Below are 21,901 nucleotides of genomic sequence, written 5' to 3'. Positions count from 1 at the left end.
GAGATTTATAGTAATTAACTTTTAGAAAGTACCAAAAATTTTAAAAAGAATAGTATATATAACACTAGTAACAATGATACACGCTGGAATTGTCAAAACCCATGCTGTTACCATTTTCTTAACAACTTTCCAGTTTACACCAGAATCGGCATAACCTGCCCCCATAATAGAACCCGATGCGACTTGAGTAGTACTAACTGGCAAACCTATGTGTGAAGCTCCTAAAACCAATATACCTGAACTTAATTCTGCAGAAACAGCATTTACCGGCTCTAGTTTTGATAGCTTTGCACTTAAAGTTTTAATTATCTTTTTACCTCCTGATAATGTCCCTAGCCCCATTGCAACACCACATAAAACGATAACCCAATTAGGAACCTGAGTAGTTTGCACAACTCCTGCACTTAGTAGCGCAAGTGTTATTATTGACATTGTTTTTTGAGCATCATTAGAGCCGTGAGAAAAAGACAATAAGCTGGTAGATAACACCTGCATTTCTCTTATGTATTTATTTGTAGTTCTAACCATAAAGAACCTCATAAAAATATTAAGCAGAATAATACATATTATAAGTGCTAAGAAGAATGCCATAATAGGTGAGCTTATCATTGGTATAATGACCTTATGAATTACTGTCACATAGTTAACATCTTGGTAACTAGAACTAATAATCACAGCACCAACTAATGATCCGATCAGAGCATGTGATGAGCTCGACGGTATACCAAAACTCCAAGTAAAAAAGTTCCAGCTAATAGCTCCTAATAAAGCAGATATTAGAACAATATCGGTAACAACACTTGTATCTACTAAGCCTTTTGATATTGTTGCAGCAACAGCTGTTCCAAAGAAAGCACCCAAAAAGTTAAAAAATGCTGCCAGACCAATAGCTTGATATGGTGTTAGAGATCTGGTTGCGATAGGTGTTGCAACTACATTTGCAGCATCGTGGAAACCATTTGTAAACTCAAAAAACAACGCTACTACAATGATGGCTATAAGCACTGATGTAATCATCTTTATTTACCTTGTTCGTTAAACTTCTTTTACATACAATCTCATAATTGATTCTGCTACGGATGTACACGTAGAGATAGCACTCTCTATAGCCTTATAAATATCTTTAACTTTCATGATAAATATTACATCCCCCTCATCATAGTGAGAGAATTTCTTAAGCGCATGACCTAGTTCTTCAAGTACATTCTCATCTAACGCTGTAATTCTAATATAGAAGTTTTTAAGTTCTTTATTATCTCCTTTGACAAAAGCTTTCATCATATCATCAAGTACTTTTGTCATTTTACGTAAAGTCTCGACACTAGTTGCTAGATATATATTTACATTACCACGCTCTTCTTCCATCAGTATCTGCATATATCTGTGGATTTTAACAATTCTTCTATTTAACTTTAGAAGTAAAGTAGTAATGTTATGTAACTCTACTCTATCAACAGGGGTTACAAAATAGCGAGCTAACTCATGATCCATTTTATTAGCTACTTCAACTGTTACAGTTCTTGTTAATCTCAGCTCTTCTGATAGCTCAGATATCGTTAGGTTATCTTCCTCTTTAACAAGTTTGTCAAGAATTCTAGCCGAATCTTCTACCGACTCAGTTGCTTCTATCATTAAATCAAAAAAAATTTTATCCTGACTTGGTATTAAAGTTTTAACCAGTTTACGTAGCATTTATGTGATCTCCCTAACTACAATGTTTCAACATCTATTTTAACATCACAAAGTCTACAATAAAAAAACAAAGAATAGCAATAAGAAATCACTTTAAAAAATATATCTAAATAAGCATTGCTTTTGCAACAACTCTAAAATAAAATATTGATCCCTTGATTCTAAAAACCAAGCTTTTTTATAAAAAGGCTAATATTATATAATAAAAATTCAAAAATATAAACACTTCACTTCTGAGCATTTATACAACTTCAATAACATAGATTCAGATAAATAACCATAATCCAAACAATTAGCTCTATTACAAAAGATACAAAAACCAAAGCTGAACCTGCATCTTTAGCCTGCTTTGCTAATATATGATAGTCAGTTGTCACTAAATCAACTACCCTTTCAATAGCACTATTTATAATCTCTGCATAAATTGGCAACATTGATACAATCTGTAAAACAAACTTTGAGACTATACTAAAAGGTAGTACCCAAATAGCTATTGTCAAAATCACAAAAAGAAGTAACTGCAGACGAAAAGATTTTTCATTTTTAAAAATATCTACTAAGCCATTTAGTGCATATGAAGTATTTTTAAAAAGCGTATATTTAGGCTTATTTAACATCTAATCTACCCGCGTTTCGACAATTTGCAAAAATATCTAGTTTTGGACTATATGCAGCTGTCTTGATATTCATAAGTCCTAAGAATGAGTCAAAAACATTGTCTTGAGAGAAAGTGTCTTCCCTCTTAGCTTCTTTAACTAAACAAGCTTTATTAAGCTTATTATCTTTTAAAAAATCTTTAGAGAACCACATAATCCACGGCACTCTTTTTTGATATAATGGAGCTATACCATAAGGTGCAGCATGAAGATATAAGCCGTCCTCTCCTAAAGACTCTCCATGATCAGATATGTAGACCATTGCACTATCATATTTAGTAGTTACTTCTTTGCTATCTAAAGTATCAATAACTTTTGATAATATATAGTCAGTATAACGTATAGTATTGTCATAAGTATTTACTAGTTTTTCTCTGCTACAGGCATTTATATCACCCTGGTCACATGTCGGAGTAAACTTCTTGAACTCTGCAGGATAACGCTGATAATAAGTTGGTCCATGACTTCCAACTAGATGTAAAACAATTACCTTACTTTTACCATCATCATTTTTTGCAAGATTCTCTTTTAGCTCTTTTAGTAACACTGAGTCATGACAGAATCCACCTGCACTATTACCCTTACAATCACTAGTATTGATATAGATATTTTCTATTCGCTTACATACCCCAGTATATCTACAATCATAACCATTATTATTATACCAAGTGACATCTAAACCTGCTTTTTTCATAATATCTAAGACATTATCTCTAGCAGCAGCTTGCCTTGCATTGTAGTCAACTCTTGGCATATTAGATAGCATACAAGGTACTGACAATGCTGTATAAGTACCACATGATGCTACATCTTGTAACGCAATAACTCCAAGATTTTTAGTATAAGGATTTGTGTCTCTATTATATCCATTATACTGATAATTCTGCATTCTCGCTGTCTCGCCTAAGACAAAAACCATTAGATTCGGCTTATCAGTATTTCTAACTTCTTTTGCACCATCACCAATTGGCTGGTACGGTAAAGGTGGAATAAACTTCTCTGCAATAATTGCTGAAGTGATACCTACGTAAATTATTGGATTAGGATAATCTCCTAATTCATTATGATTTCTAAAGAATGGGAAAATAGTTTTTACATTTGTAATTAAAATCATTATAACTAATATTAGGGTCCCTATGATATTAGCGATTCTAATCAAAGCGCTTTTACTAAATTTTGGGTATACTATTTTAACTCTGAGAAGTATAACAATTGGTAAAACACCAAAAAATATAAAACTAGCGACACTCCCAATAGATAAATAGGATAGTGCCTCATGTGTATTTGTATCAAAAATACTCTCTACCACACCATAGGTAAAAGTAATTCCTAAAAACATCTCCGAGTAAAAAACAATTGCTCCAATTGCAATCAAAACAATCATTAATGGCTTAAATATATAACGAAAATTAATCAGATTAAAAATCAGAAAAAAAGCTAAGAAACAAACTGCAAAACAGCTAATCACAAACCATAAACTAAATGTACTATCTTGAGCAACATCTTGGAAAAATTTTATAATAAGTGGGATATTATATACATAGCCAAACAGAAGACTTAATATAACTGTCGCTTTATAAACACCTATTTGCTTCGGGAATATTTTTTTTATCACGAGCACAATACCTTATATATTTTGACTTCTCTAAGAATAATATACTTGAATATGGAATCTTTAAAGGTTACTATATCAGTTTATACCCTACTAATAAGGCCTTTGAGAATATTATTTACTTCACAAGCCTCTTCTAAACTAACCAACTTAAACCTTACCTTAGATCCAGGAGCATACTGTGATAATTTATTAATATCTGCTTCTATAACATTTGCAATCCGAGGATATCCTCCTACCGTTTGTCGATGTCGTAACAATACTATCGGACCACTTGGGGCTAGCTGTATTGTACCATCTGTTACAGGCTGGGATATCATTTCAATTTTTTGTGTATCAAGAGAAACTCCATCTAAAGGTAACCCCATCTGACTTGAGTTTGTTGAAATAGTCCAACTACTCTCAAAAAAAGCACAATCTTTTAAAATATCATACTCAGGTCCCTTGATTACTCTTATGAAGCTATGACGATAGTTTTGACTTATATAGTCTTCTAATTCTAACGATCTCTGTTTGCCAACCAATCCGATAGTTTGTGATTGTTTTTTTATAGCAAAAACTATTGTGCGAAAGCCTTTTTTTGAACCTTTAAACTCTAATTTTTGACCTCTATTAAGCTCAAAAACTTGATTATAGTTTGCACAGATACTTTCATCAATAAAAGTATTTGGATAGCTAGCCCCACATAAATAAACCAATATATCATCAGTAGCTACAATCTCGCTGGGATAAATCATTTCAATAGCTTGAAAATCTACAGGCTGATTAAAAATATTATAAGCTGTCATAAAGCTTAATTGATCTTGAGCCCCTTTAGGAGATACTCCTTTATCTTGCTTACCATATTCCCGCAATGAAATTGGAAAAAGTAACCCTCCTTTAGTCGAAAAGATATTCTCCATAATTTTAGCCTCTAATATCGTACATCTGCTGCGCTAACTCTAAAGCTATCTCACTATCTGAATGTATACATACAGTTTGTGACTCAAATAAGATATCTTGATCATCTATCTTAATAAATCCTTGTTTAAGCTGATTATATTGCTCAACTGCCTCCATTACATTATGTATTTCAGCATTTGGTTGGCCTCGTGGTATTAGCATAGGGTTATTAACACTATCAAGCATGTAGCCTCTCTCTGCAAAACTCTCTTTAACTATTTTTATACCATTTTCTTTGGCATACTCAGCAACTATACCAAAAGGGCTAACAACCAACTCTTGAATATCGTTTTCAATACACCAGTCTATAAAAACCTTTGCTAGCTCTTGATTAACATTTAGCTCATTATATAAGGCTCCATGAGGTTTAACAGCCTTGATATCTTTATCAAAAAGTACAAACTGCTCATCAAAAGATGAACATAAAGTATCATAATCAATGTCTATAACTTTTCTACCAAAGTTTTCTTTATCTGGGTAGGAAATATGTGCTGTAATTTTGACATTGTGATCTCGACATAGACTCACATAGTAATCAACACTTTCTTTATTACCTGCATGACCACCACAAGCAATATTAGCAATATCTATATATTCAACTAACTTATCATCAATAGGATGAGCAACACCCCTCTCTCCTAAATCACAGTTTATCAAAAGCATCACTTCTCCCTAAAAATTATCTTATCACCAGCACTAAAGTTAGAGAAATCTCTAAAATTAGATACTCCTATAATATTCCAACCACTCGGCGATTGCTCAGGAAAAATAGTTGTTTGAGAACCTCCAATTGCAACAGATCCAGCAGGTATTCTATTTCGTGGTGTTGCTAAGCGAGGTGCACTTAAACTTTTGTCTAAACCAAGTAGGTATGGGAAATATGGCTTAAAACCTAACATCGCAATATGGTATTCAACTTGAGTATGTCTTTTTATAATCTCAGATATTTCTATTCCTAAAATCTCAGATATTTTGGGTAAATCCTCACCACTATAGTCAACCTCTATATAATGTGTTTTTGAATCAATAATGGCACTAAAATCTATAGATTCAGTTTTGGCTAGAATAGCTTCCTGCAAACAATCAAGATCTTTATAATCAAAATGAAACGCTATTGAATTATAAGATGGAACAATATCATAGATACCAAACTTTTGACAAAATGCTCTATTTCTAACAAAAGACTTATAGATATTTAAAATTTTGAGATTATCATCTAAAGATAATTTATTACTGATTTTGTAAATAAAGCAGTTTTCACTCAAAAAATAATAACTCATTAGCAACTACCTTAAAAAAACTCTTTGAGTACTAGTTATCGTTTATTATAGACTTTTTAAGGTTTTCTGGCTCGAATTTATATAGCGTTATCAAACCAACAAGCGCACTTATACAAATCATGCCCACAGCCATATAATCAGATATAGAGTAAGCTAAGAAGAAACATAAGAATGGCAATAAACCACCAAACACACCAAAACCAATATTATAAGCTAAAGCAAATCCAGTATAACGAATCTCTCTAGGCAAACATTCTGTAAACAACACCATAATATTGCCATAGAATATTCCAAATATTGCTCCCATAGTCACAAAGAAGACTATCAATAAGTCACTATTAGCCTTATATAGCGCATACATTGGTAATGACAATATAAGCATCAAAACAAGACCAAATGCAGTAATCGTTTTTATTTTAAAGTACTTAGTAAGTCTTGCAGCAATATTACATGTAATAATAAACATAATAATACTAATAGTTGTCAATACAGCGACATTAACGTCTGCTTGACCCAAAATCTTCTTAATTATATTAGGTAAAATTGTAATCTGGAAATAAGCAACAACTGCACCAGGAAAGCATAATAAAATCATATATATTAAGCTTTTATAATTTTTGAGTATTACTTTTGTTAAGCTCACATTTGATTTTTCAGGTTCTTTTTCATCACCACTATGCTTGATAAAGAATGACAGTACAACCAGTATAATTGCTATACCAAAAAGTATTCTCCAGCCACCATTTGCCATAGTCTCATCTGGAATTAAGTACCTAATAACTTGGAAAGTTACAATAGCTAACAATATCCCACCAAAGGCACTAGTAATAACATTTACACCAGCTTTAGCTTTACCAAATAGAGTTGATTCAGCTTCGACAAGAATAACAACTGAACCGCTATATTGACCACCTATAGCTATACCTTGTAAAATTCTAAATGCAACTAAAAGTAAGGGAGCAAAAACACCTATAGTTGCATACGACGGTAATAATGCCATCCCAACAGTAGGCACCCCCATAAAAAATGCTGCTAGTGCTAAAGCTGTAGAGCGACTTTTTTTGTCCCCAATATAGCCAAATATTATTCCACCAAGAGGTCTCGCTAAAAATCCTGCAGCAAATGCCCCAAAGGCAGCTAAAAATTTTATAAAATGATCACCTGGGAAAAATGCTGCACCAATATATCCTGCACAGAATGAATATACAGTAAACTCATACCACTCTGCTGAGCTTGCTAAAAGTACTAATAATTTTTTCATAAAAAGTATTTATTTTTTTGTCCGATTCTTTTATTTAAATATATTTTTCAAAAGAAATACACTTTTTTGAGTCTTTTTATGAGTTTTTTTAGAATTTAATTATTATGAAAAAAGAGAAAAACGGTAATTACTTAAGTCTTACAACCAAGACATCAACATTAGCTTCATGTAAGATACTATTTGCTGTAGAGCCTAAGAAAAATCTACCAATAGCACTTCTTCTGTGACTTCCCACAACTATCAAATCATTTTTATTTTCAGCTGCTTTTTCTAATAAACTGTTAGCGATACCACCAATCATCACAGACTTCTCTCCAGTGATACCATTTTTATCTGCAAACTTCTCTATTGCATGCTCAACCTTCTCTGTTTCATATGTCATTAAAGAAATACTATCATTTGGTATAACAAACGCAGTATCAATTTTTGAACCATACAGCTTTGCAACATCTTTTGCCTTTTCAACAACGGAACATGAGTCATTTTCAAGATCAGTAGGTACAAGAAGCCTTTGATAGTTATGCGCTTTACTTGCTTTTTTTTCATTCTCACTAACTCTCACCGTTAACACATCACATTTTGCTTTATGTAGAACAGCATTCGCTACTGAACCTAGAAGTAAATTTATACCATGAGTTGCATGAGAACCTAAAACTATCACATCGCAACTGCTCTCTTCAGCATAATCAACGATTTCAACTGCAGGGTTACCAACAAGTACTTCATGCTCAACCTTGATACCTGAAATCTTAGCTACAAGCTTATCTAAAGCTTCTTTTGCTTCTTGCTCTATAGAGTGTTGAAAATCAACTATAGATGGTGCAAATGGAGCTACACAATCAATAACTGTAACAACCTTTAAAACTTCTGTATTATTCTTTTTAGCGAAGTCTACTGCAGAGTTAATAACGATGTCTGCATTTTCATAAACATTCACAGCTAATAAAACTTTTTTGTATGCCATTAGGATTCTCCAAATTTGTTCTTCCTTCAATTTCCATTATAACAAACAAAAATAAAAAATCATTTAATTACGCATCAAATCTTGGTTTTATAAACAGCTTTAAAATAATGCCAAATCTCATTTGTTAGAGGCTTCTCTAACTCAAAGATATACTCAACAAACTTTTTTTCAGCAATTATTTCTTTAGCAACTAGACACTTAGCAACTATACCAAGATAAATATAACTATTATCTTTATTTACTCGTGCAAAAACATAGCTTTTATATCGATTTTGGCTAAGAGCATTTTCTAAACGATCACCAAGAGTCTTACTTTTTTTTGAGTAATATGAAAAGGCCTGTTTTGAGAGAAACTTATTATCATATATATCAAATTTTTTATTCTCATCAAATGTCATAAACAGTAGTACTTTATCTTCAAAAGATCTATATCCAGCAAGATTAACTCCTCCATTGGCATAATCTTGATTAAATAGATAGGCAATTTCTTTTTTAGAGTATTTTGCATATAACGATAATCCATGAGACTTATTTAGATTATATTTCTGAAAATAAACTAACTTGTTATACTCTATTAGATCCTTAATTTGCTCATACAAGAATCTGCTTTCATCGATAGCATCTGATATCAGTAGCCTAATCTCTTGTTCATCCACAGATATTAGAGGCTCATAATCTGCTCTACCGGCATTTACTGTAAATATTTTTAGAGACAAATGCTCTAGTGCATTTGCAAAACTTATAATATCAAAATCACCTAAACTATTACGTAACACTTTCTCTAAATAAGCCTTACTCATAGTTTTCGATTTCAAAAGCTCCTCTAAAATTAAAATTTCATAAAGCCTTTTTGCTGGGGTAAACTCTCTAGAAATAAACTTTATAATATTGTAGTGTCGTTGATTTAAACTCACTACACTTTCTTTAAAAGCCAACAAAATATCATAATAAGTATCTTTAGTCGATAGAATAACCTCTGGTGAGATAAAGTTATATTCCTGAAAGTCTACTAATCTAGGAATTCTACCTAGTTCTTTCTTTAACTGAACATAATCTTTTTTTATATTTTTTAGTTGCGAGAAGTTTGTCCTTTGAATATTTTTATAGATTATTTCCTTAGCAATATTACTAAAGGTAATTGTGCTTTCACCAGCTAAATAATTATATGGTGAGACTACAAACTTTTTAAGCTCGTCCTTGTCATAACTATTATCTCCACTTAATGCCACAGGAATGAGAAAATTGTTGTTATAATTTGCGATAAAGTCCAAAATCACAACAAAGTCTTTAGACTTATACTTACGCAGTCCACGCCCTAATTGCTGTATATAAACTATAGCGCTTTGAGTAGGCCTTAGAAGGATAACCTGATTAACACATGGAATATCAATACCCTCATTAAAAATATCTACTGTAACAATAATCTCAAGTAACCCACTCTCAAGTTCACCAATAGTTTCTTGTCTTACACGCTCTGAGTCTTGACTTGATAAAGCTTTAGCTTTGATACCTCTTTGACTGAGCTTAGTCGCAAGCTGTACTGCCTCATCAACATTACTAACAAACATTAAAGCTGATCGCGATTTGCCACTATAACCATAAAAATTAGCCTTATCAATAATATGCTCAACTCGTTGGTCACTAATTAATTTAGAAAAATCCTTCGCAAAAACCTGCTCTGATTCTAAATAAAAATCCTCTATAGCAAAATAGTGAAATGGACAAAGAAAATTATATTCTAATGCCTGATGAAGCCTAATTTCATAAGCAATGTTATAATCAAAAAGCTTAAAGATATCAGCATTATCACTCCGCTCTGGAGTAGCAGTCATCCCAAGTAAAAACTTTGGCTTAAAGTGTGATAAAACTTTTTTATAACTTTGTGCTTCTGCATGATGAACTTCATCAACTATAATATAGTCAAACTCATTTGTCTCAAAGCTTGCTAATGTTTTAAGGTTTTTTAGCGTTTGTACCGTAGCAAATAGATAATCTGCAGGACCTTTAACTTCTCCTGTATAAAGACCAAGTGTTTTATCTTTTATTACTTTTTCAAAAGTCTCTTTTGCCTTTATTGCAATATTAGTACGATGCACTATAAACAAACACCTTTTCGGCTTTACTTTTGCTACATCAAAAGCACTCAAAAAAGTTTTTCCAGTCCCAGTGGCACTAATTATTAATGCTTTATTTTTGCCTTTCTGTCTTAATTGATCCAGATTCTCAAGTGCATCTTGTTGAACCTTATTGGGAGATATTTTAGTGTCGATAGATCTATAGCTAGCAATATCACTACTTATTTGTTGATATATTTGACTGTATTCCTGAATGATATCTCTAGCATATTCTGCTTTAGCAAAAAGATAATCAAATTCTGCTAAAATTTGCTCCGTTGTTGAGTCATTATTAGAAGTTTCAAAAAGCAGATTCCATTCATTATTCACTGTAAGTGCTGACTGAGTAAGGTTTGAGCTACCAAGAATTATTCGCCAATTCTCCTTATTACGAAAAAAGAAACCTTTGGCATGAAAATTATCATCGCTAAGAACTTTTAGCTCGATGTTATCAAATTCCATAAGCTTCTCAAGGGCTTTAGGTTCTGTAAAATTCAGATAACATCCTGTTAAGATTTTTCCCTTTACGCCTTGAGTGTTTAATTGACGCAAAGTCTCTAAAATACAAATAACTCCACCTAAAGTCACAAAAGCAACACTTATAACAAACTCTTCACAATCTTCAAGTTGATTAATAATTTCAGTAAGTATCTTAGAACTTTTAGAGTTTGTAAGAAAGCGCTTTGTATCGTGAGGCATTTGTGGCTACATTTTTACAGGTACAGTTGAATCGAGATTTTTTTGACCATTTTGACTTTTACCCCAACAATATAGATCATTTGTATCTTTTTCAATACCACAGGTATAAGTAGTCGCCATGCTTAATCTGCTAAATTCGATATCTGTCTGGACTTTCTGTGGTTTATCAAAAAGATCTTTTTTACCATTACCAACCTCACCATTACTTCCATCACCCCAACAATATGCATGACCCTCTTCATCTAAAGCGCACGCATAGTGAGCTTTTGTATACACCTTCTTGAAGTTAATACTATTATCTATGTCTACTCTTAAAGGCTTTTTGACTTTTTTCGCACCAGTATCACTTCCTAGCTGTCCTCTCTTATTATCACCCCAGCAATAGACATCGTTATTATCATCAAGAGCACAGTTAAAGTCATCACCCTTACTCACACCTTTGACATCCTGAAGTTTTTTATAATGTCGAGATATCTTTTTAGCCACATCTTTGTCTTTAAATTTAGGGGTTTTAATCTGATAATCTCCGCATCTTACTTCTCCAGAGCTGGTAAAAGAACAATTATAATTTTCTGAATCATCCTTACTAAAATCATGATTATATATTTTTATTTTCGCATCATTTCGATAGCCCTGATTCTTGACCGCAAAGTTTCCTTCAGTCGAGTAATCATGGTCATCAAAAAAAGTTTGAGTAAATGTAGGATTAGAAAAGCCAATACTCCAAAAGAGCATTGAAGCCAACCAGAAAATTCTTTTTGTCATAAGTAAATTTTAATTTAAAGCTACTAATATAATATTAAGTAATAATCAAACAAAATACTAGTAATTACGCTTTAGGCGGAAATATTTTTTGCTCGCAATAGCGAAGAAAACCAAAGAATCTCTCTTCTTTTGTGTAATTATCTCTATCAACATAGGGACTAGTTATCAGTATCGGATAACAACCTGCTATCAAGCAAGCAAGACATCCTGTTAACAACCTATCATCAACAAGCGCTAACTCGCCAGGCTGGCAACCAACCAATTCTAGTATTTTATTAAGACCATCTGGATAAGGTTTTTTTGCAACACCAGATATAAATCTTATCTGAGGAAAATGTTTGTTAAAATATTTTAGTCGTTCTTGAGTAGGCTTATTAGAAAGAATAAAAACTCTATCTTCTGAAAATTTAGTAACAAATTTCGTAAGCCAACCCATAACTTCAGGATGCATTTCAGGCTTACCGTGACTTGCTAAAACCCCATCAAAATCTAAAGCAAGATATTTTACTCGATTCTTAACTAGCATCTCTGGAGTTAAATTTATTATAGTCTCCAAATGATTAGTATCTGATAGCCTAAGAGCTTTTCGCCATTTAAACATCTGACCTAAAGTATAAAACACGCGCTGTAGCATAATATTTTATTTTTATAGTTTTATATTTATAGTATAGCAACAAAACAATCTATTAGCACAAATGTGTTTTTGAATTTATGCTAACCAAAATTCTTAAAAATTTATATATATATCTAATTTGTATACTAAGCGTCTCCTTAGGTATCAGCTCACAAATAGAAAATACAAGCTCTCAAAACTATTTCAATAACGCTGTCAGTCTTGCAAAAGAACTCAAAGATAAAAACATCTGTGGTACGGATGAAAAATACTCTTTAGAAGACTTCTATAAAGGTCTAAGAGATAGAATAAATAATCAAGATAGTATTTCCTTAAAAGATTATGATACAGAAAAAGTTAGTTTCTCGATGGGGTATAGAACTGGTGAAAGTAGCCTTAAAAAAGGCTTCCTGTTTACTCCCAAACCGAAAAATGATCTATACAATCCACAAGCGGTTATAGCTGGAATATCTGATCATTATAATAGCGCTAAACCAAAATTTAAGCTTATAGAAAACACAAAACTCAGAGAAATACTAAAAAGCAATACTCAAGCTCTTCCTAAAGATATCAGCAAAGATCAGTTTAGCTATAGCTTAGGTTTTAATTTGTTTAAAATACCTAAAAATCATAATCCATCAACTCTAGATGAAAAATCATTTATTAGTGGCATGAAGGCAGGTTTAAATAACAAAAAATATACTCTTTCAAAACAGCAAGTAGCTGAGTTTAGTTATATCATGGGCGCATTCTATAGCACTAATCTAGAAAACCAGCAAGATAAAGACTCTTTTTTAAAAGGCTTTGAAAGCCAGCTTCCGAAGAATATTCAGAATCAACATGCTAAGAGTACAAATACAGAACTTCAAAACTAGTAAATAAACTAACCAGTTACTTCTTTTTTTATGACTAATGCCCTTTCGTATATATCATTCTTTTTTGCACCAGTTAGTTTAACTACCAGCTTCACTGCTTTTTTGACGGGAATATCTTCAAGCAGATCTTTTAGTAGGTCATCAATATCAACTTTTAAATTGCTTTGCTCGTCAACCTCGCCATTATTACAATCAATAATAACGACAAACTCACCTCTTACGACATCTTGATTATCCTTAAAAAACTTATGCACTTCTTCTACTGAACCAGCAACAAATTTTTCAAACTGCTTGGTAAGTTCCTTAGCAACAACGATATTATTATGAGGCATTATCTCTAACAAATCATTCAAAAGATATGTAATTCTATGTACAGACTCATATATTACTACTGTTGTATTTGCTTGTTGGAAGTCACGGATTTGCTGTTGCCTTTTAGCTTGTTTTGCTGACAAAAATCCTTTAAACATAAAACTATCAGACGGTATGCCTGCAGCAGATAGTGCTGTAATAACAGCACTAACACCTGGTATTGGAATTACTTTATAACCGTCCTTGCGTAAGCTCGCAACTATTTTATAACCAGGATCTGAAATTAATGGTGTACCTGCATCACTAACCAGAGCTACTCTATTATCTTCACTCAAAAGCTCTTTGACATAATCAACTCGTGACCCTTCATTAAAATCATGGCAAGAAATTAACTTCTGATTACCACGAATATTAAGGCTCGCCAATAGTTTAGCTGTCATTCGTGTATCTTCTGCTAGAATCACATCAACATCACTCAGAATGTTCATAGCTCTGTAAGTTATATCTTGTAAATTACCAATAGGCGTTGATACAACATAAAGAGCTCCTTTTTCTATACTATTCACCTATCATACCCACCAAATTTGTAATATCTCCCGCTCCTTGAATTAACACAACCGTATTATCATCCACAAGCTTCTCTAAGAGAGAAAGCACATGATCAAAACTATCAGCCATAAGCGCTTTTGGGATATTTCTGATAAGATCTTGGCTCTCAGCTCCCTGTATAACCTGCTCTCCCGCTGAATATGTTGGAAGTATTATTAGCTGATCGGCTAAAGATAAGGCTTTTGACCAGTCCGTTAACAAATCCCTATTGCGCGTGTATCTATGTGGCTGAAAGACATGTATTATTTTTTTATCCGGATACCTATCTCTCACAGCTCCAATGCTACTTACAACTTCTACAGGATGGTGTCCATAATCATCAACAACAGGAATCTCATGACCCAATATTCGCTTAGCATATATATCAAACCTTCTCACAACACCTTTCACAGTAATTAATGCTTTATAAATATCCTCATACCTAAACCCCAGGTCTAGACATGTTATTACACATGCTGCAGCATTTTGAACATTATATTTGCCAGGCAACTCTAATTTAAAATCATATTTGCTAGACTTATATTCAATAGAGAACGAGGTTAAGCTTCCATTTACCCTGTAGTCATATATTTGAGCACTTGCGTTTGTAGCAAACCCATAAGATACAATATTTCCTATTACTTGTGAACGATACCTCTCTAGCAAATCATTGCAACCATAATCATCAACACACAAATATATATTTTCGATACTTTCTTTCATCAAAAAATTTGCAAAGTTCTCAAGTAAATTGTCATAGCTATTTTTATATGTCGACATATGATCAAGATCAATATTCGTAACTATTGCGACATTTGGGTTTAGATATAAAAATGAAGCATCACTTTCATCTGCTTCTATGACTAATCTGTCGGTACCATTAACCTGAATATTAGAGTCAGCATATTTAACTACACCACCAACAACAAAACTACTAGTTGTATCAAGCTTACATAGCAATGTAGCTAAAATACTTGATGTTGTAGTCTTACCGTGAGTTCCGGTGACTGCTATGCTATATCTAAAATCTTTCATTAACAACGCCAGAAACATAGCTCTTTGTAAACACTGTACACCTAAAGCACGTGCCTTTGACAACAATGGATGGCTATCAAGAATTGCACTTGAGTATACTACAGTATCATAGACTGAAACATCAATACTAGTGGGACTTGAAAATATTGAAATACCTGAAGATTCTAGCTTAGCAGTTAGCTTATTCGGTACACTATCATAACCAGCAACATCTGCACCTAACCTTTTGGCTGCAATAGCCAGCGCTGAAACTCCAATACCACCGACTCCAAGGAATAATATCTTTTTTTTCAACTTAACCTTCAGAAGCAGTTATGCTAGTAGATACCACATAGAAATATTTTAGCACAATGACTACATTAGTCATAATCCTCGCCAATACTTAAATACTGCAAGACTAAGCTCTTTTAACATTCCTTTACCATCTGCAGCCTTAATACCGTTATCTTCGCACCATTTTGTAAAAATAGTCCCACCATCTGAACTATACATCAAATCATAAGCAAATGCGTTTCTATTAAAATTTGTTTTCTGTAAAGGAAGCAATTCACCATAAATACTTGATGATGTTGAATTAATCACGATATCAAATGATTCTTTGATATCATCAAAATCAATCACATCTATTTTATCATCTAACCCGAATAGACCTTTTACTGCATCTGCCTTTACTTTGGTTCTATTAGTAATACTCACAGATAATGGGAACTCTTTGATAACTGCTGCAATAACTGCTTTGGCAGCTCCTCCGGCACCCACAACAAGAACCTTTTTACCTACAAAACCTATTTTGTAGTTATTCTTAATATCATTAACTATGCCCAAACCATCATAGTTTAGAGCTATCATTTTACGATCTTCGGTAAAAACAACATTACTAGCAGCTTTAACAGCCTTAGCAGTATCATCTGCATCATCTGCCAAATCGTATACTTTTTCCTTATGTGGTACAGTTACACTTAACCCTTTAATTTGAGAATTATCACGGAACTCTTTAATCTTTGTTTCTAGATTCTCTGGCTTAATTTCAACAGCTGTAAAAAGTATATCTTGATGATATTGCTCAGCTAATTCCATCTGAATTTTGGGAGATAAACTATGTTTAACCGGATAACCAATTACATGATACAAATCTTGCATAAAATTAAAAAAACCTTGTAAATTTTGTATGAATTATATCATAGCAAGAATCATTAACTTGAATACTGGAAAGAAAATAAATATTATATGAGTTATATAAATTGACATACTTGTTATAAGAAAATGAAAAAAATATGTACTTTCTTTGTGGCTGCGCTGTATGTTTCTATTGGTTTTTCTGCAAATACCACAATAGACAATAGCTTAGCTAGTAGTGGCTCTAATGTTAACGTTAATCCTGCCTTAACGGAGGCTAACTCAGTCAAACCCAATGATCATGCAACACCTATGGCAATGAATGCTACACCATCTCCTTTAAGTAAGGAAGCTAAAGAGGGTAACATACCAGCCATAGACCAACCTAAGCAACAAGAACAACTAGTTGGCTCAAACTCCGCAACTTGGACACCTGCATACCTCAGCGTCAAAAAGTTCAAAAAATGTTTAGAGGTTGAAAACTATAGAGGATGGCAAGGTTACTGCTTCCCCTCTGAAAAACCTAAAAACTGTCCTGATAAATCTTGGAAACAATTATCAGAGATGAATCTAATACCATGCTCCAACTCTAGCAATTAGTATTTGACTAACTAAGGTTTTTTCTATAGAATACCGAAACTATTTCTGTAATGTATTAAATAAAGATTAGAATTTTAAAGAGGAAATTAAAATGAAAAGAACATTCCAACCTTCAAACTTAAAAAGAAAAAGAACTCATGGCTTCCGTGCTCGCATGAAAACATTAAGCGGAAGAAAAGTTATTAGAAACAGAAGAGCTAAAGGTAGAGCAAAGCTTGCAGCGTAACTTTTGCCTAACAAAGCAAAATATACTCGATAAAAGTGAGATTAAACAAGCCTTTGGTAATGTAGATAAAAAACTCAGCACACTACATTTCACATTCCTTTTAAGTCACAGAACTCATAAAGAGCCAGGTATTTGTGCAATCTTACCAAAAAAAAGCATCAAAAAGGCTACTAAAAGAAATCTTTGTAGAAGACTTATTAAAGAATCTTTTCGCTTACACAAAGATATCTTAGAACACAAATGCTTGATAGTTTTAAGTAAAAAACCAGCTGCTCAAGCGACTAAGGAAGAATTGTGGCACTCGATAAAAAATTTCGAAAATTTTTTAAAAGAATTACACTAGTTCCTTTTATAGCTCTAATCAATTTATACCGCTATTGTATAAGCCCCTTTATACCTGCTAGATGCAGATATTATCCTACTTGTTCAGAATATGCTCTAGAAGCTCTAAAAACTCATGGTATACTAAAGGGATTATATTTAAGTACCCGTAGGCTCTTAAGATGTCATCCGTTTGCAAAAAGAGACTACTACGATCCGGTTCCTTGTAAAAATAAAAAGGTTAATAATAAACAATGAAAGCTAATCATATAAGAATACTACTATTAGTCACGATAGCTATAATGCTTATCTCATTGATGGGTAGATGGGAGCAAACTTTCCCATCAAAAAGCAGTCAATCACAAACGACTCAAACTCAACAAGACAATAGTCACTATAATAGTGATACTCCTGCCACAACGAACGTGTCAACATCTGATGCAAAAGCATCATTAACGAAAACTACAAGTTTCTCAAAATATGATGATGCTAAAAGCGTAACTATTAACACAGATGTATTCAAAAATCTTAAGGTCAGCTTACTTGATGGTGCTATTATTTCAGCATCATTAGAAGATTATAGCATTAGTCTTGATGATAAAACCCCAATGTCTCTACTTACAAATAAGCAAGGTTCAGAATATATTGCCAAAAGTACTATTGTTATCAACAAAAAGCCTATTGATGTCAATTTTGAAAGCCAGGGAATCAAAAAAGAAAATGGAAAACAGGTACTAACTCTTACTGGAAATGTTGATGGGTTAGAAATAACTAGAACATATACTTTTGATGATGCTAAATACAATATATCTGTATCTCAGAATATTAAAAATACAACTTCAGCGCCTGTAAATGTTATTATTGATGACTCATTAGCTAGAGACTTTAATCCAGCGGGCGATAGCTTTAGCCTATTAAATGCTCACAGCTATACTTTTACTGGTGTCGCTTACTCAACAGCTAATGACTCTTTCAGAAAAGAATCTTTCAAAGACATTTCAAAAACTAACGGTCAGCCAACGGTTATAAGTAGTCAAGGTCTAGGTTGGGTTGCTTTCATACAGCATTACTTTATGAGCGCTTGGATTCCACAATCAAATGACTCAAAAATTTACTATAAAAACCTAAACAATGATGTATTTGAAGCAGGTGCTTACACTGGACTTTCGATCGCACCTGGTCAATCAGAAAATATAGACTCAGTACTATATAGTGGACCAATTATTAAAGCCAACTTAGTAGATTTAGCTCCTAGCCTAGAAAAAACTCTAGATTACGGAATGTTATCATTCTTCTCAGAAATAATTTTCTGGGTGATGAATCACATACATTCACTAGTAGGTAACTGGGGCTTAGCTATTATCCTTGTAACCTGCCTGATTAAGCTCATATTCTATCCTCTTTCTGCTAAGAGTTATCGCTCTATGGCAAAAATGAGAATGTTACAACCTAGAATCAAACGCTTACAAGAAACATATAAAGATGATCGTCAGGCTCTAGGTAAGAAAATGATGGAAATGTATAAAGAAGAGAAGGTAAACCCTCTAAGTGGTTGTTTGCCTATGCTTATACAGATTCCTATTTTCATTTCACTGTACTGGGTATTGCTAGAATCCGTAGAGTTAAGACAAGCTCCATTTATCTTCTGGATTCACGACTTATCTATGAAGGATCCTTACTTTGTGTTACCTATACTTATGGGTATATCAATGTTCTTACAACAAAAACTATCTCCAGCTCCTGCAGATCCTATGCAAGCTAAGATAATGATGTTCTTACCTGTAATATTCACATTCTTATTTGCTTCATTCCCATCTGGTCTAGTACTATACTGGTTAACTAACAACGTAATCAGTATCTTACAACAATGGATTATTACAAGACATTACCAAGCTACTCATAAAAAGTAATATGGATAAATCTCTACTTAAACCAAAATATTGGGGTTTATGGATTATAATCTGGATCGCTAAGGTTTTAGTAAACGCACTCCCTTACAGTGTGTTGATGCGAATTGCGTTAGGTATAGGTTTTTTGGCAAAACCTCTATTAAAAAAACGTCAACAGATTGCTATAACAAATCTTAAAATCGCATTCCCCGACAAATCGGATCAAGAGATAAAGAAACTGGCTAATGAGAGTTACAAATCTGCAAGTATGGCAGGGTTTGAAAGTCTAATATCCTGGTTTATGACTAAAAAAAACTTTAACAAAATTCCTTTTAACAATGACCTAAAAACATTTGATCAAATTCATTATGATAAAGATAAAACATTGTTAGTACTGGGTTTTCACTTCCATTGTCTTGAAATAGCTGGTAGATATATTGGTGAACACTATAGTCCATTTACCGTAATGTATCAATATCACAAAAATCCCCTAATGGAACACATAATCACCTCATCCCGAAAGAGATATGTAACTGAATGCTTCCAAAGGAAAAATATTATTTCTGTTATAAAAAGTTTGAAGAGAAAAGTGTCAATGTGGTATGCACCAGATCAAGACTTTAAAGAGCATGTAGTTTTTGCTCCATTTTTTGGTAAACTTTGCACCACTCTAACTGTAACACCGTGGTTAGCAAAAAAGACTGGCTCAACAGTAATCCCTGCATACTATATCAGAAAGCCAAATTTCTCTGGCTACAGTATTATAACAGGTGACCCAATCACATTTACTGGTGATGATTTTGAAGATGCAAAACTGACAAATAAAATTCTTGAAGATATCATAAAAAAACATCCTGAGCAGTATCTATGGCAACATCGTCGCTATAAGACAAGACCTCCAGGAGAAGAAAAGATTTATTAATGTTTATGATTAAAAAAGTGTATGTTAAAATAGGTTTAAGATTTTAATTTAAAGATACTGATGAATAGTAACAAGCTTAAACCGAAGAACTGGGGTATTTGGGTTATTGTAGGTATAATGAACTTTGGCTCCAAGTTACCTCTTTTTACTCATAAGTATATAGTGCTTGCTATTGGTATTGTTATTAAACCATTCTTAAAAAGCAGAAATCGAATTGCTCGAGAAAATCTAAAGATTGCATTCCCAGAAAAGTCTTTGAAAGAAATAAATAAACTTGTTGATAAAAGCTATTATTCTATGGTTCTATCAGGAGCTGAAACTACTGCCGCTTGGTTTTTATCAAAAAAAAGGTTCAGTGAAATAGAGTTTGAATGGGAAGAAAACTCATTAGAGATTTTTAAAAGATATCATGAAAACCCGAATACAAATGTTATATTCCTAGGTTTTCACTTTCACTGTATAGAAATAGTTGGACGTTATGTAGCAGAAAATCATCCTCCTCTTACAGTTATGTACCAAAAGAACACTAATGATCTTCTTGAAGAGCTAATCAAAAAATACCGTGAAAAAAACATCTATAGATGTCTAGATAGTAAAAACTTAATAAGTGTTATTAAAAGCTTAAAAAGAGGCTACTCTATGTGGTACGCCCCAGATCAAGACTTTGGTTTAGAAAGCACTGGGCTTGAAAACTCTATTTTTGCTCCATTTTTTGGAACTTTATGTTCAACTTTGACAGTAACTCCATGGTTAGCTGAAAAAACAGACTCTGTAGTATTACCTGTATATTATGTTAGGGAAAAGTGCCTAAAAAAATATAAAATAGTAATGGGAGAACCTCTAGAGTTCACAGGAGATGCATATAAAGATGCTGAAATAACAAATAAGTTTTTAGAGGATGCTATAAGTAAATACCCAGAGCAATACTTATGGCAACATCGTCGCTATAGAACTAGACCAAATGGCGAACCTCAAATATATTAAAGTAGTGTTGATATGCCGATAAATAATAAAAAAAAAGGATTTTCATTAGTTGAGTTAATGGTTGTAATCGCGATAATAGCAATTCTCGCATCAATTGGCATACCAATGTATAACAACTATATACTGAGAAATCACCGAACTGAAGCAACCTCTGAGCTGCTTTCAGCAGCTAGTGCGGCTGATAATTTTGAAATCCGTTTTGGGTCTTTTCCTTCTGGTAGTACGATAAGTAGCTTTTATCATGAAAATACTCAAAATAATTACTATCGCCTTACATACTGCTCTGGTGAGCCGGAGTGCCCAGAAGTTAGCTATGTATTAACGGCAATTGCTCAGAATTCACAAACAGCTGATACTCCATGCAGAAATATAGAACTTGAAGTTGATGGGGGTATTGTAAATAAGACTCCTCAAGAATGTTGGAATTAGAATGTT

24 protein-coding genes are annotated in these 21,901 nt (G+C 33.0%); 9 read left to right on the top strand and 15 right to left on the bottom strand.

The features are described 5' to 3' along the window. Nucleotides 1-21 precede the first annotated feature (21 nt). From F3D57_RS04665 to F3D57_RS04610, 12 genes are all read right to left on the bottom strand, one after another. A complete protein-coding gene (locus tag F3D57_RS04665; protein WP_150465372.1) occupies nt 22-1,017 on the bottom strand; it encodes an inorganic phosphate transporter in 996 nt (331 codons plus the stop codon). Nucleotides 1,018-1,035: 18 nt separating this feature from the next. Next, on the bottom strand, nt 1,036-1,692 hold the full coding sequence (locus tag F3D57_RS04660; RefSeq protein ID WP_013921870.1) for a hypothetical protein: 657 nt from the start codon (nt 1,690-1,692) through the stop codon (nt 1,036-1,038). Nucleotides 1,693-1,943: 251 nt separating this feature from the next. Continuing rightward, nucleotides 1,944-2,309, bottom strand: coding sequence for a diacylglycerol kinase (locus tag F3D57_RS04655; protein WP_150465371.1), 366 nt, complete (start codon nt 2,307-2,309; stop codon nt 1,944-1,946). Next, a complete protein-coding gene (locus tag F3D57_RS04650; protein WP_150465370.1) occupies nt 2,299-3,963 on the bottom strand; it encodes a phosphoethanolamine transferase in 1,665 nt (554 codons plus the stop codon). Before F3D57_RS04650 ends, F3D57_RS04655 begins: the two co-directional genes overlap by 11 nt. 80 nt (nt 3,964-4,043) lie before the next feature. After that, entirely contained in the window at nt 4,044-4,862 is an 819-nt protein-coding gene (locus F3D57_RS04645) for a hydrolase (protein WP_150465369.1), read from the bottom strand. A 4-nt stretch (nt 4,863-4,866) separates the two neighbouring features. Further along, entirely contained in the window at nt 4,867-5,565 is a 699-nt protein-coding gene (locus tag F3D57_RS04640) for a 5-oxoprolinase subunit PxpA (RefSeq protein ID WP_150465368.1), read from the bottom strand. Beyond that, complete coding sequence (locus tag F3D57_RS04635; protein WP_150465367.1) at nt 5,565-6,182, bottom strand: 5-oxoprolinase subunit B family protein; 618 nt, start codon at nt 6,180-6,182, stop codon at nt 5,565-5,567. The genes F3D57_RS04640 and F3D57_RS04635 overlap by 1 nt, the downstream gene beginning before the upstream one ends. Before the next feature lie 31 nt (nt 6,183-6,213). Continuing rightward, on the bottom strand, nt 6,214-7,443 hold the full coding sequence (locus F3D57_RS04630) for an MFS transporter (protein ID WP_150465366.1): 1,230 nt from the start codon (nt 7,441-7,443) through the stop codon (nt 6,214-6,216). 127 nt (nt 7,444-7,570) lie between these two features. Next, the gene (locus F3D57_RS04625) at nt 7,571-8,407 is read right to left on the bottom strand and encodes a universal stress protein (protein WP_150465365.1); all 837 of its coding nucleotides are present in this window, start codon (nt 8,405-8,407) and stop codon (nt 7,571-7,573) included. Between the two features lie 74 nt (nt 8,408-8,481). Further along, a complete protein-coding gene (locus tag F3D57_RS04620; protein WP_150465364.1) occupies nt 8,482-11,220 on the bottom strand; it encodes a DUF3427 domain-containing protein in 2,739 nt (912 codons plus the stop codon). Between the two features lie 6 nt (nt 11,221-11,226). Continuing rightward, nucleotides 11,227-11,985 (bottom strand): RCC1 domain-containing protein, encoded by a 759-nt coding sequence (locus F3D57_RS04615; RefSeq protein ID WP_150465363.1) that lies wholly within the window; start codon nt 11,983-11,985, stop codon nt 11,227-11,229. Between the two features lie 64 nt (nt 11,986-12,049). Next, nucleotides 12,050-12,619 (bottom strand): YqeG family HAD IIIA-type phosphatase, encoded by a 570-nt coding sequence (locus tag F3D57_RS04610; protein ID WP_150465362.1) that lies wholly within the window; start codon nt 12,617-12,619, stop codon nt 12,050-12,052. Nucleotides 12,620-12,696: 77 nt separating this feature from the next. Between F3D57_RS04610 and F3D57_RS04605 the strand changes: the two genes are divergently transcribed. After that, nucleotides 12,697-13,473: a hypothetical protein gene (locus tag F3D57_RS04605; RefSeq protein ID WP_150465361.1), complete on the top strand. Its 777-nt coding sequence runs from the start codon at nt 12,697-12,699 to the stop codon at nt 13,471-13,473. A gap of 8 nt (nt 13,474-13,481) precedes the next feature. Here F3D57_RS04605 and rsmI read toward each other — a convergent pair whose 3' ends face one another. The 3 genes from rsmI to F3D57_RS04590 form a co-directional block, all read right to left on the bottom strand. Continuing rightward, a complete protein-coding gene (gene rsmI, locus F3D57_RS04600; protein WP_150465360.1) occupies nt 13,482-14,351 on the bottom strand; it encodes a 16S rRNA (cytidine(1402)-2'-O)-methyltransferase in 870 nt (289 codons plus the stop codon). Then, on the bottom strand, nt 14,344-15,702 hold the full coding sequence (gene murC, locus F3D57_RS04595; RefSeq protein ID WP_150465359.1) for a UDP-N-acetylmuramate--L-alanine ligase: 1,359 nt from the start codon (nt 15,700-15,702) through the stop codon (nt 14,344-14,346). The genes rsmI and murC overlap by 8 nt, the downstream gene beginning before the upstream one ends. A gap of 69 nt (nt 15,703-15,771) precedes the next feature. Next, on the bottom strand, nt 15,772-16,548 hold the full coding sequence (locus F3D57_RS04590; RefSeq protein ID WP_150465358.1) for a shikimate dehydrogenase family protein: 777 nt from the start codon (nt 16,546-16,548) through the stop codon (nt 15,772-15,774). Nucleotides 16,549-16,671: 123 nt separating this feature from the next. On the opposite strand from F3D57_RS04590, the gene F3D57_RS04585 reads away from it, so the two are divergent. The 8 genes from F3D57_RS04585 to F3D57_RS04550 all read left to right on the top strand — a co-directional run bounded on the left by F3D57_RS04585 (nt 16,672) and on the right by F3D57_RS04550 (nt 21,895). After that, nucleotides 16,672-17,124: a hypothetical protein gene (locus tag F3D57_RS04585; protein WP_150465357.1), complete on the top strand. Its 453-nt coding sequence runs from the start codon at nt 16,672-16,674 to the stop codon at nt 17,122-17,124. Between the two features lie 91 nt (nt 17,125-17,215). Then, nucleotides 17,216-17,350, top strand: a complete 135-nt coding sequence (gene rpmH, locus F3D57_RS04580; protein ID WP_003014180.1) for a 50S ribosomal protein L34 — start codon at nt 17,216-17,218, stop codon at nt 17,348-17,350. Then, nucleotides 17,340-17,693, top strand: a complete 354-nt coding sequence (rnpA, locus tag F3D57_RS04575; RefSeq protein ID WP_146421596.1) for a ribonuclease P protein component — start codon at nt 17,340-17,342, stop codon at nt 17,691-17,693. The genes rpmH and rnpA overlap by 11 nt, the downstream gene beginning before the upstream one ends. Further along, on the top strand, nt 17,645-17,929 hold the full coding sequence (gene yidD / locus F3D57_RS04570; RefSeq protein WP_013921850.1) for a membrane protein insertion efficiency factor YidD: 285 nt from the start codon (nt 17,645-17,647) through the stop codon (nt 17,927-17,929). The genes rnpA and yidD overlap by 49 nt, the downstream gene beginning before the upstream one ends. After that, nucleotides 17,926-19,581: a membrane protein insertase YidC gene (yidC, locus tag F3D57_RS04565; protein WP_150465356.1), complete on the top strand. Its 1,656-nt coding sequence runs from the start codon at nt 17,926-17,928 to the stop codon at nt 19,579-19,581. Before yidD ends, yidC begins: the two co-directional genes overlap by 4 nt. A gap of 1 nt (nt 19,582) precedes the next feature. Beyond that, nucleotides 19,583-20,482 (top strand): lysophospholipid acyltransferase family protein, encoded by a 900-nt coding sequence (locus F3D57_RS04560; protein WP_150465355.1) that lies wholly within the window; start codon nt 19,583-19,585, stop codon nt 20,480-20,482. Nucleotides 20,483-20,542: 60 nt separating this feature from the next. Beyond that, complete coding sequence (locus tag F3D57_RS04555; RefSeq protein WP_150465354.1) at nt 20,543-21,466, top strand: lysophospholipid acyltransferase family protein; 924 nt, start codon at nt 20,543-20,545, stop codon at nt 21,464-21,466. 12 nt (nt 21,467-21,478) lie between these two features. Next, on the top strand, nt 21,479-21,895 hold the full coding sequence (locus F3D57_RS04550) for a type IV pilin protein (protein WP_013921846.1): 417 nt from the start codon (nt 21,479-21,481) through the stop codon (nt 21,893-21,895). Nucleotides 21,896-21,901 lie beyond the last annotated feature (6 nt).

It is taken from the genome of Francisella sp. SYW-2 (assembly GCF_008711475.1).
Lineage (GTDB): Bacteria > Pseudomonadota > Gammaproteobacteria > Francisellales > Francisellaceae > Francisella > Francisella salimarina.
Note: the sequence above shows the minus strand (reverse complement) of the source record. Positions and strands in the feature narration are given on the sequence as shown.